General features: G+C 61.6%; 14 protein-coding genes and 2 pseudogenes. 5 read left to right on the forward strand and 11 right to left on the reverse strand.

All coding sequences use genetic code 11. The features are described 5' to 3' along the window. Position 1: 1 nt before the first annotated feature. From AB5Y59_RS02625 to tusA, 4 genes and pseudogenes are all read right to left on the reverse strand, one after another. Positions 2-91 (reverse strand): annotated as a pseudogene (locus AB5Y59_RS02625) (endoribonuclease L-PSP); the annotation flags it as partial. 28 nt (positions 92-119) lie between these two features. Then, positions 120-209, reverse strand: a pseudogene (locus tag AB5Y59_RS02630) (endoribonuclease L-PSP); the annotation flags it as partial. A 28-nt stretch (positions 210-237) separates the two neighbouring features. Further along, entirely contained in the window at positions 238-585 is a 348-nt protein-coding gene (locus AB5Y59_RS02635) for a RidA family protein (protein WP_045522565.1), read from the reverse strand. Between the two features lie 18 nt (positions 586-603). Further along, on the reverse strand, positions 604-849 hold the full coding sequence (gene tusA, locus AB5Y59_RS02640) for a sulfurtransferase TusA (RefSeq protein WP_010672408.1): 246 nt from the start codon (positions 847-849) through the stop codon (positions 604-606). Positions 850-1,130: 281 nt separating this feature from the next. On the opposite strand from tusA, the gene AB5Y59_RS02645 reads away from it, so the two are divergent. Continuing rightward, a complete protein-coding gene (locus AB5Y59_RS02645; protein ID WP_010672410.1) occupies positions 1,131-1,322 on the forward strand; it encodes a hypothetical protein in 192 nt (63 codons plus the stop codon). A 44-nt stretch (positions 1,323-1,366) separates the two neighbouring features. Here the strand turns inward: AB5Y59_RS02645 and AB5Y59_RS02650 are convergent, their stop codons facing one another. The 6 genes from AB5Y59_RS02650 to AB5Y59_RS02675 form a co-directional block, all read right to left on the reverse strand. Continuing rightward, complete coding sequence (locus tag AB5Y59_RS02650) at positions 1,367-2,623, reverse strand: ABC transporter substrate-binding protein (protein ID WP_201921891.1); 1,257 nt, start codon at positions 2,621-2,623, stop codon at positions 1,367-1,369. 3 nt (positions 2,624-2,626) lie between these two features. Continuing rightward, positions 2,627-4,072 (reverse strand): ATP-binding protein, encoded by a 1,446-nt coding sequence (locus AB5Y59_RS02655; protein WP_201889083.1) that lies wholly within the window; start codon positions 4,070-4,072, stop codon positions 2,627-2,629. A 113-nt stretch (positions 4,073-4,185) separates the two neighbouring features. Next, the gene (locus tag AB5Y59_RS02660; protein ID WP_010672413.1) at positions 4,186-4,908 is read right to left on the reverse strand and encodes a response regulator; all 723 of its coding nucleotides are present in this window, start codon (positions 4,906-4,908) and stop codon (positions 4,186-4,188) included. A 347-nt stretch (positions 4,909-5,255) separates the two neighbouring features. Continuing rightward, positions 5,256-6,440 (reverse strand): acetyl-CoA C-acyltransferase FadA, encoded by a 1,185-nt coding sequence (gene fadA, locus AB5Y59_RS02665; RefSeq protein ID WP_199252926.1) that lies wholly within the window; start codon positions 6,438-6,440, stop codon positions 5,256-5,258. Further along, the gene (gene fadB / locus AB5Y59_RS02670; RefSeq protein WP_368211460.1) at positions 6,441-8,588 is read right to left on the reverse strand and encodes a fatty acid oxidation complex subunit alpha FadB; all 2,148 of its coding nucleotides are present in this window, start codon (positions 8,586-8,588) and stop codon (positions 6,441-6,443) included. Positions 8,589-8,792: 204 nt separating this feature from the next. Continuing rightward, positions 8,793-10,730 carry an acetoacetate--CoA ligase gene (locus tag AB5Y59_RS02675; protein WP_139737662.1) on the reverse strand — a complete coding sequence of 646 codons (1,938 nt, stop codon included), beginning with the start codon at positions 10,728-10,730 and terminating at the stop codon, positions 8,793-8,795. Positions 10,731-10,926: 196 nt separating this feature from the next. On the opposite strand from AB5Y59_RS02675, the gene pepQ reads away from it, so the two are divergent. From pepQ to hemG, 4 genes are read left to right on the forward strand one after another with little or no spacing between them, the layout of a single operon-like run. Further along, positions 10,927-12,249: a Xaa-Pro dipeptidase gene (gene pepQ / locus AB5Y59_RS02680; RefSeq protein WP_139737663.1), complete on the forward strand. Its 1,323-nt coding sequence runs from the start codon at positions 10,927-10,929 to the stop codon at positions 12,247-12,249. Further along, entirely contained in the window at positions 12,249-12,866 is a 618-nt protein-coding gene (locus AB5Y59_RS02685) for a YigZ family protein (protein WP_139737664.1), read from the forward strand. Before pepQ ends, AB5Y59_RS02685 begins: the two co-directional genes overlap by 1 nt. A gap of 36 nt (positions 12,867-12,902) precedes the next feature. Beyond that, a complete protein-coding gene (locus tag AB5Y59_RS02690) occupies positions 12,903-14,360 on the forward strand; it encodes a TrkH family potassium uptake protein (protein ID WP_139737665.1) in 1,458 nt (485 codons plus the stop codon). A 7-nt stretch (positions 14,361-14,367) separates the two neighbouring features. Then, a complete protein-coding gene (gene hemG / locus AB5Y59_RS02695; protein WP_029313439.1) occupies positions 14,368-14,892 on the forward strand; it encodes a menaquinone-dependent protoporphyrinogen IX dehydrogenase in 525 nt (174 codons plus the stop codon). A gap of 146 nt (positions 14,893-15,038) precedes the next feature. On the opposite strand, the gene AB5Y59_RS02700 is transcribed toward hemG, so the two are convergent. Then, a partial coding sequence (locus AB5Y59_RS02700) for a hypothetical protein (protein ID WP_368211461.1) occupies positions 15,039-15,234 on the reverse strand: 196 nt, incomplete at its 5' end.

Raw genomic sequence — 15,234 nt, forward strand, 5'->3', positions numbered from 1 at the left:
CTTAGACAGCCGCAGTCAGCTGCACTTCTACCCTGTAGCCTTCGTGGGCGAGGCGGGCCTGCATGCAGGTGCGCACGGGGGCGGTGTCTGCATCAGGGGAGCCAGGCATCCCGCTTTGTTTAGACAGCCGCAGTCAGCTGCACTTCTACCCTGTAGCCTTCGTGGGCCAGACGGGCCTGTACACAGGCGCGCACGGGGGCGGTGTCTGCATCAGGGGAGCCAGGCATCCCGCTTCGTTTAGACAGCGGCAGTGAGCTGTACTTCCACCCTGTAGCCTTCGTGGGCGAGACGGGCCTGCACGCAGGCGCGGACCGGGGCTGTGCCGGCCGGGATCCAGGCATCCCACTGCGCGTTGAAGGCGGCGATGTCTTCAATGTCCTTGAGATAGATGTTGGCCATCAGGATCCTGTCGACGCCGGAACCGTTGGCTTCCAGCAGACGCTGCAGGCTTTCGAGCACTTCACGGGTCTGCTGGTGGATGTCGGCGGTCTCGGTGGCGGGCACTTCCACCACGTAGAGGGTGCCGTTGTGGATGACCACATCAGACCAGCGCTGGGTGGTGCCGATACGGGTAATGGTTGTCATGTTTGCTCCGGTACGGGGTTATTGACCCTTGCGGATCAGGTAGCGGTAAGGGGCCTGCTCAGTCTCGCTGGCGACCAGGGTGTGGTCCATGAAGCGGCAGAAGCTGGGGATGTCGCGGGTGGTGGAGGGGTCGTCGGCGCTGACCAGCAGGGTCTCCCCGTCAGCCATCAGCCGCACTTTCTTGCGAACCATCATTACGGGTTCGGGGCAACGAAGCCCGATTGCGTCCAGCTCGTGGGTCGCATTGCAGAATACAGTACTCATGAATAATCAACCTTCAGCCGCACCTTCTTGCGCGCCATCGTCACGGGCTCGGGGCAACGAAGCCCGATTGCGTCCAACTCGTGCGTTGCGCCGCAGAATAAAGCACTCATCAATAATCAACCTTCAACCAATTCGGCCAGCAATGATACTCGCGGCGAAAAAATAATCAAACCACGGGGCGGTTTTGCAGCATATGCTACCAAAATGTGAACCGGCTCTACCCAGGCTTCGCTCGATGAGTAATATAAAAATTGAACCATATTCAACAAGGAGGTGTGAATATGCAGGTCTCCTACGGCAGATTGCAAGCCTACGCAGGCATGGGGTTCTTGTCGTTCGCCATGATAGTGCTGGGCAGCCCGATCGGTAATACCGGTACCTGGTTCGGCTCCATGGTGATGATAGGCCTGGGGCTCTGGATCGAGCTCAGCGACTACTACGACGAGGATGAGGACGAGAACGATCCCTCCTGAGAGCCTGGCTCTCGGCACTCAAAGGCGGACGATGTCCGCCTTTGTCATTTCTGCTCCGCGCCGGAACGGGTCGAGCGCATGGCGCGCTCCAACTGCTGCGCCGTCTGCTCGGGGTTGGCCCTGGCGTCGTTGAAGAAGCTGCTCAGCACATCCATGATCCCCTGGCGCATGTTGGTGGGCACCGCCATCCCCTCCGCCATGCTGGGCAGCAGGTTGTCCTGTTGCTCGGCGTGGAGGAAGTCCCGATAGGAGCGGATGGCGCAGCGATCGAACTTGCTCATGTCCGGCTTGATGAGCGCCGGGATGGAGCCCTTCACCCGGTTGAACGCTTCCTGGAAGCGCGGTGTCATCAACAGCCTGGCCAGCTCGCCCTGGGCCTGCAACTGGGCGGGATCCCGCTGCTTGAACATGGCGATGGAGTCGAGGTTGTAGCTGAACAGCCCCTGGCTGCCCGGGCTTGGCAGGCACTCGATATCCTCGCCGGGGCGGTAGTTTCCTGCACTCAGCTCTCCCTTCACCCAGTCCCCCATCACCTGCATGGCGGCGCCGCCGCTCTCCAGCAGGTTGGTGGCCTGATGCCATTTCAGGCCGGCGTATTTCTCGGGCACATAAGCGCGCAATTGCTGAAAGCGAGTCAGCACCCGCACCATGTCGGGGCCGGTCAGGGTGGCGCTGTCCTGTTCGAGGAAGGCCTTGCGATAGAAGGTCTTGCCCCCTTCGCCGAGGGCCACCGTTTCGAACAGCACCGCGATCTGCCAGGGTTCGTTACCGATGGCGAGGGGGGGGATGCCCTGCTCCTTGAGCTTGTCCGCCACCGCCACGAACTGGGCCCAGTCGGTGGGGGGCTTGAGCCCCTGTCGCTCGAATACCTTGCGGTTGAGCCACAGCCAGTTGACCCGGTGGATGCCGGTGGGGACCGCCATCAGGGCGCCGTTCTGGCTGAGTGTGTCGCGCACCATGGGGGGCAGCTGAGGGTACCAGCCGAGGTGCTCGGCCATGGGGGTGAGATCGCGCAGAAAGCCCAGGCTGCCCCACTCGTGCAGCTCGAACCCCTTTAGGTGGGCCGCCTCCGGCGGGTTTGCCGCCAGGGCCCGGCTCTTGAGCACCGTCATGGCGCTCTTGCCGCCCCCCCCCTGTACCGCGAAGTCGTTCCACTGGTTGCCCTGTTCGGCCCACTCGGACTTGAGCACTTCCACGGCCCTGGCCTCGCCGCCGGAGGTCCACCAGTGCAATACCTCCACCTGGGAGGCACAAACGGGCAGGGAGAGCAGGGCGATGACAGAAAAAGACAACCACTTCATACATTACTGCCTTGGTAGGGAGAGGGTGGCCTGCAGGCCGCCCTGGGGGCGATTTTCCAGCACCAGGTCGCCGCCGTGGGCGTGGGCTATGTTGCGGGCGATGCCAAGGCCCAGCCCGGTGCCAGCGGCATCGGTGCTGAGGCGGTAGTAGGGCTCGAAGATGCGCTCGAACTGATCCTCCGGCAGACCGGGCCCCTCGTCCATGATGAAGAGGATCAGCATCTCCTCGTCATCCATGATGATGATGCGCACCTTCTGGCCGTACTTGATGCCGTTGTCCACCAGGTTGCCGATGCAGCGCTTGAGGGCCAGCAGCTTGCCGCGATAGGGCCACTTGCAGTGGCCCTCGATGGTGAGCAGATCCTCGTGCAGGTTCATGGCCTCCGCCATCTGCTCCAGCAGGGCGTTGACGTCGATCTGCTCGAGGTTCTCGTGAATGTCCGTCTCTTTGACCGTCTGCAGCGCCCCTTTGACCATCAGCTCCAGCTCGTCCAGGTCCTTGTTGAACTTGGCGATCTGCACCTCGTCGTCCAGCAGTTCGACCCGCAGTCGCAGCCGGGTGATGGGGGTCTTGAGGTCGTGGGAGATGGAGCTGAAGAGGCGCTCCCGATCGTCGATGAAGCGGCGAATGCGCTGCTGCATGATGTTGAAGGCGCGGGTCGCCGCCACGATTTCGGAGGCACCCTCCTCCTTGAGGGACGGCTGGTCGATGTCCTTGCCGAGGTTGACCGCCGCCTTGGCGAGGCGACGCAGGGGGCGGGTCTGCCAGCGCACCAGCATGAAGGTGAAGAAGCAGAGGAAGACCGTCATCAGGGCGATGAAACGCACCTGGTTGCTCGGCATCACGGTGTCATCCAGCGTCATGTAGGGGGCGGGCAGCAGGGCCGCCAGATAGAGCCACTCCCCCGGTTCTATCTCGATCTGGGTCACCAGCACCGGCGGATTGATGGGCTCCAGGGACAGGGTGTAGCGGGCCCAGGAGGAGGGGAGATCCGCCAGCAGGGTGTCGTTGTTGAAGACGTGCAGCTCCTCGGGGCGGGAGAAGTCCACCTTGATCGCCATGGCGTCGGAGAGCTTGCGGCTGAGCACCTCCTGCACCTCTTTGAGCACCAGCGTCTTGCGCTCGCTGTCGGGGATGGCGCTGATGTGGATCTCTTCCTCGTTCAAGGAGACGAAGAAGCGGCTGCCCCCCATGTTGCGCAGCTGGTCCAGCGCGATGTGGCGGTATTGCAGGGGCAGGGACTTGAAGAAGTTGACGGTGGAAGCCGCCGACAGCGCCAGGTTGCGGGTGGTGCTGAGCATGCCCTCCAGCTCCCGCTTCTGGATCTGTTGCATCCAGATGCCAGTGAGGATGGTCTGGGAGAGCAGGATGGCGAGCAGCAACAGCAGCAGCATCCGCGACAGCAGGGAGCGGGGCACCAGGGCCCGCCAGAACTTCTGCCCCGTCATGGCAGCGTGTGTCTCTTGTCGATCCGCATGGGGTGCTTACCTCTGTGCCTTGCCGTTGCCCCGTCATGGGTCTCTCTTCTGCCCGTTCAAGGTCTCGCCGTAGCGTCTGTCTGTTACGGGATCTCGTGGACTTCGGCGATCAGCATGTAGCCGCTGCCGCGAATGGTCTTGATGATGCGCGGGCTCTTGCCGTTGTCACCCAGCTTCTGGCGCAGGCGGCTGATCTGCACATCGATACCGCGCTCCATCGGCAGGCTCTCGCGACCGCGGGTGGCGTCCGAGATGGTATCCCGGTCCAGCACCACGCCGGGCTGCTGCAGGAACATGCCGAGCAGCAGGGCATCGCTGCCGGAGAGATCCAGCAGGCTGCCATCTTCGTGGGTCAGCTGGTGGCTCAGGGTGTCCAGGGTCCACTCGGCGAAGCGCAGCCGACGGCTCGGTTCCTTTTCTTTCTCCGGCTGGCGGAATTCGGCGCGGCGCAGCAGCGCCTTGATGCGGGCCTGCAGTTCGCGCGGGCTGAACGGCTTGGCGATGTAGTCGTCGGCGCCAAGTTCCAGCCCAATCACCCGGTCAGCCTCGTCGGAGGCGGCGGTCAGCATGATGATGGGTACCTGGGAGTCGCGGCGGATCTGCTGGCAGAGGGTAAAGCCGTCGTCGCCGGGCATCATGATGTCCAGAATGATGAGGTCCGGGCTGTGCTGGGCCAGTTGTTGGCGCATCTCGTTCCCTTCAGCCGCGGTCAGTACCTCGAAACCGGCCCGGGTCAGGTACTCGTTGAGCAGCTCGCGGATCTCCCGATCGTCGTCGACGATAAGCAGTTGTTTGCTCGTTGACATATGTATGTGCATCCACCCATTTTTTTGTGCAGATTGAACCTGTCGGGGGAGCAAAAAGCAAGCAAGCCCCCCCTCTAATGTGAAGTTATGGGCAATATAGCCTCAGGATTGGCCCCGATCGCGGGAAAAGAATAAAAAAGGCCGACCCAAACGGGCCGGCCAACACGCAGATTCCGACGGCAGGAGCGCACCCCGTGTGGCGCGTTCCACAGACTCGACAGCAGGGTCGGCAGGCCGACCCGGTATTCGTGATGGGGCCGCTGTGCCGGGAAGCAGGGCCGCCTTCTGTCTGTTGTTGCCGCCCCGAGGCGGCGTCCCTGACCGGTGAGCAGTCAGGGGCGATTCACTTACACCCGTTCGAACACGGTGGCGATGCCCTGACCCAGTCCGATGCACATGGTGGCGACTCCCAGGGTGGCGTCCTTCTCTTCCATCAGGTTGATCAGGGTGGTGGAGATGCGGGCACCGGAGCAGCCGAGCGGGTGACCCAGGGCGATGGCGCCACCGTTGAGGTTCACCTTCTCGTCCACCAGGTCTTGCAGACCCAGATCCTTCACGCAGGGGAGGGACTGGGCGGCAAACGCCTCGTTCAGCTCGAACAGGTCGATGTCGCCGACGGTCAGACCGGCCCGCTTGAGCGCTTTCTGGGTGGCCGGCACCGGGCCGTAACCCATGATGGCGGCGTCACAGCCGGCAATAGCCATGGCACGTACCCTGGCACGGGGCGTGAGGCCGAGGGCCTTGGCGCGATCCGCACTCATCACCAGCATGGCGGCGGCGCCATCGGACAGGGCCGAGGAGGTGCCGGCGGTGACGGTACCGTTGACCGGGTCGAACACCGGGCGCAGCTGGCTCAGCGTATCGACCGTGGTCTCGGGGCGGATCACCTCGTCATAGTCGTAGAAGAAGCGGGCGCCGCTGGCGTCGTGCCCTTCCAGCCCGACGATCTCCTTGGCAAAACGCCCTTCCACGGTGGCGGCGTGGGCACGGCGGTGGGAGCGGGCGGCAAACTCGTCCTGCTGCGATCGGCTGATGCCGTGCAGCTTGCCGAGCATCTCGGCGGTCAGCCCCATCATGCCGGAGGCTTTCGCCACCGACTTGGCCATGCCGGGGTGGAAGTCCACCCCGTGGCTCATGGGCACGTGGCCCATGTGCTCGACGCCGCCGATGATGAAGATATCCCCATCACCTACCTGAATGGCGCGAGAGGCATCGTGCAGCGCCTGCATGCTGGAGCCGCACAGACGGTTGACGGTGACCGCCCCCACCTGCTTGGGAATGCCGGCCAGCAAGGCGGCGTTGCGGGCAATGTTGAAGCCCTGTTCCAGGGTCTGCTGCACGCAGCCCCAGTAGATATCCTCGATCTCGTTCGGGTCGAGGTTGGGGTTGCGCAGCAGGATGGATTTCATCAGGTGCGCGGACAAGTCTTCTGCACGCACGTTGCGGAAGGCGCCGCCCTTGGACCGGCCCATGGGGGTCCGGATACAGTCGACAATGACTACGTCTTTCATGAATGGATCTCCTTTCCGCAATCAGTAGAAGGTGTTGCCCTGGGCGGCCATCTCACGCAAGCGGTCGCTGACGCGGTAGAGCGGGCCCAAGTCGGCATACTGGTCGGCCATGGCCACATAGCGATCCAGACCAATGGTGTCCAGATAGCGGAACACGCCGCCGCGGAAGGGAGGGAAGCCCAGACCGTAGACCAGCGCGATGTCGGCTTCGGCTGGCGTGGCGACTATGCCCTCTTCCAGACAGAGCACCACCTCGTTGATCATCGGGATCATCATGCGAGCAATGATGGCGTCCTTGTCAAAGTCCTGCTTCGGCTTGGCGATGGGGGCCAGCAGCTCGTAGCTGGCTGCGTCGGCCACCTTCTTCGGCTTGCCCTTCTTGTCCTGCTCGTAGGCGTAGAAGCCCTTGCCGTTCTTCTGACCGAAGCGGCTCACTTCGTACATCACGTCGATGGCGGTGCGGCCTTCCTTGCTCATGCGTGCCGGGAAACCCTGCGCCATCACGTCACCGGCGTGGTGGCCGGTGTCGATGCCGACCACGTCCAGCAGGTAGGCGGGGCCCATGGGCCAGCCAAACTCCTTCTCCATCACCTTGTCGACGGCGGCGAAGTCGGCGCCATCGGCGACCAGCTTGTTGAAGCCGAAGAAGTAGGGGAACAGCACGCGATTCACGAAGAAGCCGGGGCAGTCGTTGACCACGACCGGGGACTTGCCCATGGCGGCGGCGTAGGCCACCACGCGGTTGATGGTTTCATCGGAAGTCTGTTCGCCACGGATGATCTCCACCAGCGGCATGCGGTGCACCGGGTTGAAGAAGTGCATGCCGCAGAAGTTCTGCGGGCGCTTCAGTCCCTTGGCCAGCAGAGAGATGGGAATGGTGGAGGTGTTGCTGGCGAGCACGGCGTCTTCGCCGATGATCCCTTCCACTTCGCCCAGCACGGCGGCCTTCACTTTCGGGTTCTCGACCACAGCTTCGACCACCACGTCCACATGCTTGACGTTGTCATAGCTGAGGGTCGGCGTGATGGCGGAGAGCACCTGGCCCATCTTGATGCCGTCGATGCGGCCGCGCTCGAGCTGGCCGTTGAGCAGCTTGGTGGCCTCATTCATGCCAAGTGCCAGCGCCTTCTCGTTGATGTCCTTCATCACCGCCGGGATGCCCTTGCTGGCAGACTGGTAGGCGATGCCGCCCCCCATGATGCCGGCACCCAGCACGGCGGCATGGCCGGTGGCCTTGTTTGCCTGCTTGGCGGCCTTCTTGGCCAGCGCCTTGATGTGCTGATCGTTGAGGAAGATACCGACCAGCGCCTTGGCCACGTCGGTTTTCGCCAGTTTGATGAAGGTGGCGGCCTCGGCGGCCAGCGCCTCGTCACGGCCCATGCCGGCGGCGGCTTCCACCGTCTTCACGGCGGCCATGGGGGCCGGATAGTGTTTGCCCGCCACGGCGGCAACCATGCCGGCGGCGGTGGTGAAGCTCATCATGGCTTCCAGTTTGGAGAGGCGAAGCGGGGCCTTCTTGGCGGCGCGGCGGCCCTGCCAGTCCAGCTTGCCCTTGATCGCGTCCTTGATCATCTGCACGGCGGCGCTGTGCAGCGCGTCGGGGGCGACCACGGCATCGATGGCACCCACCTTGAGGGCGTCATCGGCACGGTAATCCTTGCCGGTGGTGATCCACTCCAGCGCGTTGTCGGCACCGATCACCCGCGGCAGACGGACAGTGCCGCCAAAGCCGGGCATGATGCCGAGCTTGGTCTCGGGCAGGCCGATCTTGGCCGTGGTGTCGGCCAGCCGGAAATCGGTGGAGAGAATAGTCTCGCAGCCGCCGCCCAGAGCATGGCCCTTGATGGCGGAGAGGGTGGGCACCGGCAGATCTTCGATGGCGCTGAAGATGTCGTTGGCCTTCTTCAGCCAGCCGAGCAGGTCTTCTTGCGGCAGATCGAACAGTTCCAGGAATTCGGTGATGTCGGCGCCGACGATGAAAGCGTCTTTGCCGGAGGTGAGGATCAGACCCTTCAAATCGGCTTGTTGCTGTAATGCGGCGATCGCTTCGCTCAGGGAGAGCAGGGTAGCGCGATCCAGCTTGTTGACTGAACCCGGGGCATCGAACCTCAGCTCGGCAATGCCGTCTTCGAGGTAGCTGACCGTCAGGGTTTCGCCTTGGTAGATCATGAGAGTGTCTCCTTGTTCCCACTCTGTGGGGAATGGTGCTCCTTTATCCCCAGCAGGGGGCGAGGCTCACTATTGATCCAAAAGGAGACATTTTCAACACCTATTTAAAACATTTGTTTAACAGTTGTCGAGTAAAAGCTCTTCATCACAAAACGGGCAAAAAAGAGGCGCCTTGCGGCGCCTCCGATGGAGATGAGCGTGGTATCAGCTGGCCAGTTCCGGCCGGTTGCGATACTGGTTCAAGACCTCGGGATCGGCGAGGGCGTGGGTGTTGTTGACGGGGCGGTTGTGCACCACTTCCCGCACCGCCAGCTCCACTATCTTGCCGGACTTGGTGCGGGGGATGGCATCCACCTGCAGGATGCGGGCAGGCACGTGGCGGGCGGTGCAGTGCTGCTTTATTTGCTGGCGGATCCGCTCGCGTAGCGGCTCATCCAGCTTGCAGTCCGCCTTGAGCTTGACGAACAGCACCACCCGCTCGTCCTGTTTCCATTGCTGGCCGATGACGATGCTCTCTTCCACCTCGTCGAGTTGTTCCACATAGCGGTAGATCTCGCTGGTGCCGATGCGCACGCCGCCCGGGTTGAGGGTCGCGTCGGAGCGGCCGTAGAACAGAATGCCGCCGGTTGGGGTCAGCTCGATCCAGTCCCCGTGGCACCAGATGTTGTCGAACCGCTCGAAGTAGGCGGCGTGGTACTTGTCGCCATTTTCGTCACCCCAGAAGTAGATGGGCTGGGCCGGGAACGGCTTGGTGCAGACCAGCTCGCCCTTCTCACCCAGCACCGGCTGGCCCGCCTCGTTGAATACCTGCACCGCGAGACCAAGGCCGCGCCCCTGGCTCTCGCCGCGATAGACGGGGCTCAAGGGGTTGCCGATGACGAAGCAGGAGCAGATGTCGGTGCCGCCAGAGATGGAGCTGAGCTGCACATCCTGCTTTATCTGCTGGTAAACGTAGTCAAACCCCTCCGGCGACAGCACGGATCCGGTGCTGCAGATCAGCCGCAAGTGCGGCAAGTCGTGGGTATTGATGGGGGCATAGCCCTGCTTGTGCAGCGCATCGAGATACTTGGCCGAGGTGCCGAACAGAGCGACCTCTTCGTCCCGTGCCAGGTCCCACAGCACGTTGCCATCCGGGTAGAAGGGGGAACCATCGTAGAGCACCAGGGTGGCGCCGGAGGCGAGGGCGCTCACCAGCCAGTTCCACATCATCCAGCCACAGGTGGTGAAGTAGAAGATGCGCTCCCCCGGCTTGATGTCGCAGTGCAACTGGTGCTCTTTCAGGTGTTGCAGCAGGGTGCCGCCAATGCCGTGCACGATGCACTTGGGTTTGCCGGTGGTACCGGAGGAGTAGAGGATATAGAGCGGGTCGTTGAAGGCCATGGGCTCGAAGGCGAGCTGGGCATCATGCTGGCTTGCCAGCAGTTGCTGCCAGTCGTGACCAAGCTGCAGCGGGTTGCCGAGCAGAGGGATCAGCACCGTCTGCTCTATGCTGTCGAGCTGACCGACGACGCTGGCCACCTTGTCCTGAATGTCGATGGCCTTGCCGCCGTAGCGGTAGCCATCCACCGCGAACAGCACCCTGGGACGGGTCTGGCCGAAGCGCTCCACCACGCTGGCCTCGCCAAAATCGGGGCTGGTGGAGGTCCAGATCGCGCCGAGGCTGGTGGTTGCCAGCATGGCTACCACGGTTTCCGGGATATTGGGCAGGTAGGCTGCGACCACATCACCCCGGCCTATGCCCTGGCTGCGAAGCCACTGGGCCAGGCGGGCGACCTGATCTGCCAGCTCATGCCAGCTCAGGGTCCGGCTTGGACCCCCTTCGATGCGGGAGATGATGGCCGGGCTCTCATCCTGACGGCGCAGCAGGTTCTCGGCGAAGTTGAGCTGGCTGTCGGGGAACCAGCGGGCGCGCTGCATATCCTGGCGGTTCTCCGCCACAATGTTGCCAAGCTCGCCCTTGACGCCGCAGTGCTGCCACACCAGGGGCCAGAAGCGGGTGGTCTTCTCCACCGACCATTGATACAGGTCGGCATAGCTGCGCAGTTGCAGACCATGGAAGTGATTGACCTCGGCCATGAACTGGTGGAGGTTGGAGTGCTGCATCCTGTCCTGATCCGGTGTCCACAGACAAAGGTTTTGCATGAGTCGTTCCTGACGGCTGATATCTACTGTCTGTGGGCAGTGTATTGAATTGTTCTTTGTTTGTTAATTGTCTGTTTTATCTTAATAACAAAAAGCCTGTAACCTATGCGTTACCTCACGAAGCGAAAGCCGGGTGGCTCGAGCCTTGATTCGCTTGATGTTATGCTGAAGTCACATTCGCCCGGAGCAGGACGCCATGAGCAGTTACAGCCAACTTTTTGCCCAGCATCTCGACACCCTTCAGCAGCGTACCCGCGATATCCTGCAACAACAGGGTCTTGGCGGTCTCGCTATCCACTCCGGCCAGACTCATCGTATCTTCCTCGATGACCAGGATTATCCCTTCAAGGTGAATCCCCAGTTCAAGGCCTGGCTGCCGGTGCTGGACAACCCTCACTGTTGGTTGCTGGTGGATGGCGTGAGCAAGCCGGTCCTGCTGTTCTACCGGCCGGTGGACTTTTGGCACAAGGTGGCGGAGTTGCCCAACGCCTTCTGGGTCGACTTCTTCGATATTCGCTTCCTGACTCGCCCGGAGCAGGTTGCCGATTACCTGCCGGCCAACAAGCAGGAGTGGGCCTATCTGGGTGGCCATCTGGAAGTGGCCGAGCTGCTGGGACTGGGCCAGCCCAATCCGGAGGCGGTGCTCAACTACCTGCACTACCACCGTGCCTACAAGACGCCCTATGAGCTGGAATGTCTTCGCGATGCCAACCGCATCGGCGTGCGCGGTCACATCGCGGCCAAGGACTCCTTCATGGCGGGGGCTAGCGAGTTCGAGATCAACTTGGCCTACATGAAGGCGGTCGGACAGGGGGCCAATGAGGCGCCCTACGGCAACATTGTTGCCATCAACCGCAATGCGGCCATCCTGCACTACACCCATCTCTCCACCCAGCGGGTGCCGGATGCGGAGCGTTACTCCTTCCTCATCGATGCCGGTGTGGACGTGCACGGTTATGCCTCCGACATTACCCGGACCTGGGCCTGGCGCCGCGGTGAGTTCGCCGATCTGATTGCTGCGCTGGATGCACAGCAACAGGAGATCATCGACGAGATCAAGCCGGGCCGCCGCTACAGCGAGCTGCACCTGCAGATGCACCACAGGCTGGCGCGCCTGCTGCAAGCCACCGAACTGGTAGACATGTCGGTGGACGAGATGATCCACACCGGGGTGACCAATGTCTTCTTCCCCCACGGTCTCGGTCACTTCCTCGGCCTGCAGGTACACGATGCCGGCGGCTTCATGCAGGATGAGCGCGGCACCCACCTGGCGGCCCCCGAGCAGTTCCCCTATCTGCGCTGCACCCGGGTGATGGAAGTGGGCCAGGTGTTCACCATAGAGCCGGGTCTCTACTTCATCGACAGCCTGCTGGAGCCGCTGCGCCAGGGTGAGCAGGGCAAGCGGATCAACTGGAACAAGGTGGAGGCGCTGCGTCCCTATGGTGGCATTCGCATCGAGGACAACGTGGTGCTGCATGCCAACGGGGTGGAGAACCTGACCAGACAAGCAGGGCTCTGATGGCGACGGATTACCCCATACCTGCAGCCCCGCTGGAGGTGAGCGAAGAGATCAAGAAGAGCCGCTTCATTACCTACATCGCCCACACTCCGACCGTCGAGGCCGCCAAGGCCTGGATAGACGAGATCAAACAGCAACACCAGGGAGCCCGGCATCACTGCTGGGCTTTTGTCGCCGGCGCCCCGCAAGACAGCCAGGTTTATGGTTTCAGTGATGATGGCGAACCCTCGGGCACGGCGGGCAAGCCCATGCTGGCCCAGTTGATGGGGGCCGGCCTTGGCGAAGTCGCCGCCGTGGTGGTGCGCTATTACGGTGGGGTACTGCTGGGGACCGGTGGCCTGGTCAAGGCCTATGGTGGTGGTGTGGGGGCAGCACTCAAGCAACTTGAAACCTGTATCAAGCGTCAGCTGACCTCTTCCGTGATCCAGTGTGACTACACCGACATGGGGGTCGTGGAGTCCCTCATTTCTGTCCATCAAGGGCAGTTGCTGGTGGCCGATTATGGTGCCAGCGTCACCCTTCAGGTAGCGTGGGAGTCTGCGCTCTGGGCCCGTATCGCACAGGAATTGACCGACCGGACCCAGGGTCGGGTATCCCTTCGTCCCTTAGATGGCTAGAATCCATCGCTCTTTTAGTCTGAAGAGGGAGCCGGAATGCAGATTCTGAGCATCATTCGTATCGTCGGTCTGCTGGTTGCCCTGTTCAGCTCGACCATGCTGCTGCCCGCGATGGTCGCTTTTGGGTATCGTGATGGCGGTGGTACCGAGTTCGTCAACTCCTTCGTCATAGCCCTCCTGCTCGGCCTCCTGCTCTGGTTTCCCAACCGCCATCAGAAAAAGGAACTCAGGTCCAAGGAAGGCTTCCTCATCGTGGTGCTGTTCTGGGTGGTGCTGGGGAGCGTGGGTGCCGTCCCCTTCATCATGAGCGACACGCCTGACATGTCGGTCTCGGAGGCATTTTTCGAGTCGTTTTCCGGCCTGACTACCACGGGCGCAACGGTGCTGACTGGGCTGGACAATCTGCCCAAGGCGTTTCTCTTCTACCGCCAGCTGCTGCAATGGCTCGGTGGCATGGGGATCATCGTGCTGGCGGTGGCCGTGCTGCCGCTGCTCGGTATCGGGGGCATGCAGCTCTATCGCGCTGAGATCCCGGGGCCCGTCAAGGACAACAAGGTGACCCCGCGCATCGCCGAGACGGCCAAGGCGCTCTGGTTCATCTATCTGTTGCTGACCTCCCTGTGCGCTCTCGCGTACTGGATGGCGGGAATGACGTTGTTCGATGCCATCTGCCACTCCTTCTCCACCTTGTCGGTTGGGGGGTTCTCGACCCACGACGCCAGCATCGGTTTCTTCGACAGCCCGGCCATCAACCTGATCACAGTGGTGTTCCTGTTGCTGGCGAGCGTCAACTTCGCGCTGCACTTCATGGTGTTTGCCCACAAGCCGGTGCGCGTGAGCAGTTATCTGCGTGACTCCGAGCTCAAGGTGTTTCTGAGCATCCAGTGCGTGCTGGTGCTGATCTGTTTCGTCTCTCTGCTGTTCCACGGCCATTACGATACCTGGCAGGAGGCGCTCAACCATGGTCTGTTCCAGGCGGTGTCGCTGGGCACGACCACCGGCTACAGCACGACCAGCTATGCGGAGTGGCCCTCCTTTCTGCCCATGCTGTTGATGTTCTCCGCCTTCATCGGCTGTTGTGCTGGCAGTACCGGGGGGGGCATCAAGGTGATGCGCTTCATGATCCTGTTCCTGCAGGGGATGCGTGAACTCAAACGGCTGGTGCATCCGCGGGCCATCTACACCTTGAAGCTGGGGCGGCGTGCCGTACCGGAACGGATCGTGGAAGCGGTCTGGGGCTACTTTGCCACCTACATCATCCTGTTCTTCATCTTCATGTTGTTGCTGCTGATGACGGGGCTGAACGAAGTGACTGCCTTCTCCGCCGTGGCTGCGGCATTCACCAACGTGGGGCCGGGTCTGGGGGAGGTGTCGGCCAACTTCGGCAATATCTCGGCCACTGCACAGTGGATATTAATCGTGGCCATGTTGTTTGGTCGATTGGAAATCTTCACACTTCTGGTACTGTTTACTCCTGCATTCTGGCGTAGTTGAGGTTGGTATGGACAAGATTTTGGTGCTTTATTCTTCCCGGGACGGGCAAACGCGGAAAATCGTGGATGTCATGCTGGAGGAAATATCAGGATGCGAAGTGGTGATGCACGACCTGCACACCCTGCCCATGTGTAACCTCAGCAAGTATGCCAAGGTGTTGATTGGCGCTTCCATTCGCTATGGTAACTTCCACCCCAGCCTGCTTAGCTTCATACACGCACATCATGAACAGTTGGAAGTAGCCAATGCGGCGTTCTTCTGCGTGAACCTGACGGCACGCAAGCCCGAGAAGCAGACGCCGCAGACCAACGCCTACATGAAGAAGTTTCTGCGTCTCTCTCCCTGGAAGCCGAAAACTCTGGGGGTGTTTGCCGGGGCATTGCAGTACTCCCGTTACAACTGGTGGCAGACCCGTATCATTCAGTTGATCATGAAGATTACCGGGGGCAGCACGGATACCAGCAAGGATCTGGAATTCACCGACTGGGACAAGGTGCGCGGCTTTGCCCGTGAGTTTTGGTCAAAAAAGTAACAGTGACGTCATTCAAAGCGGCCAGAGCCCTGCGTAAGCAGGGCTTTTTGTTTGATAAGTAGGCGTTCGAGCCACAAAACGGTAAAAAGGACTATTTTTCGCAAAATAGCCCTTGTCATCCCGGCGCGGCTCCCTATAATGCGCCCCTACCAGCACGGCGTAACACGCCGAACTGATGAGCTCGCTTCCTTGTGAAGCCAGCGCCGAAAGAAAAGCGAAAACAACCGCTTGACTTTCGAAGTGAGGAGCGTAAGATGCGCCTCCTCAACGCGATAAGCGTGACGCTCTTTAACAATTTGAATCAAGCAATCTGTGTGGGCACTCACAGCATCGAGCATCAAA

The organism is Aeromonas sp. s10, from assembly GCF_040907975.1.
In the GTDB taxonomy this organism is placed as follows: Bacteria; Pseudomonadota; Gammaproteobacteria; order Enterobacterales; family Aeromonadaceae; genus Aeromonas; species Aeromonas caviae.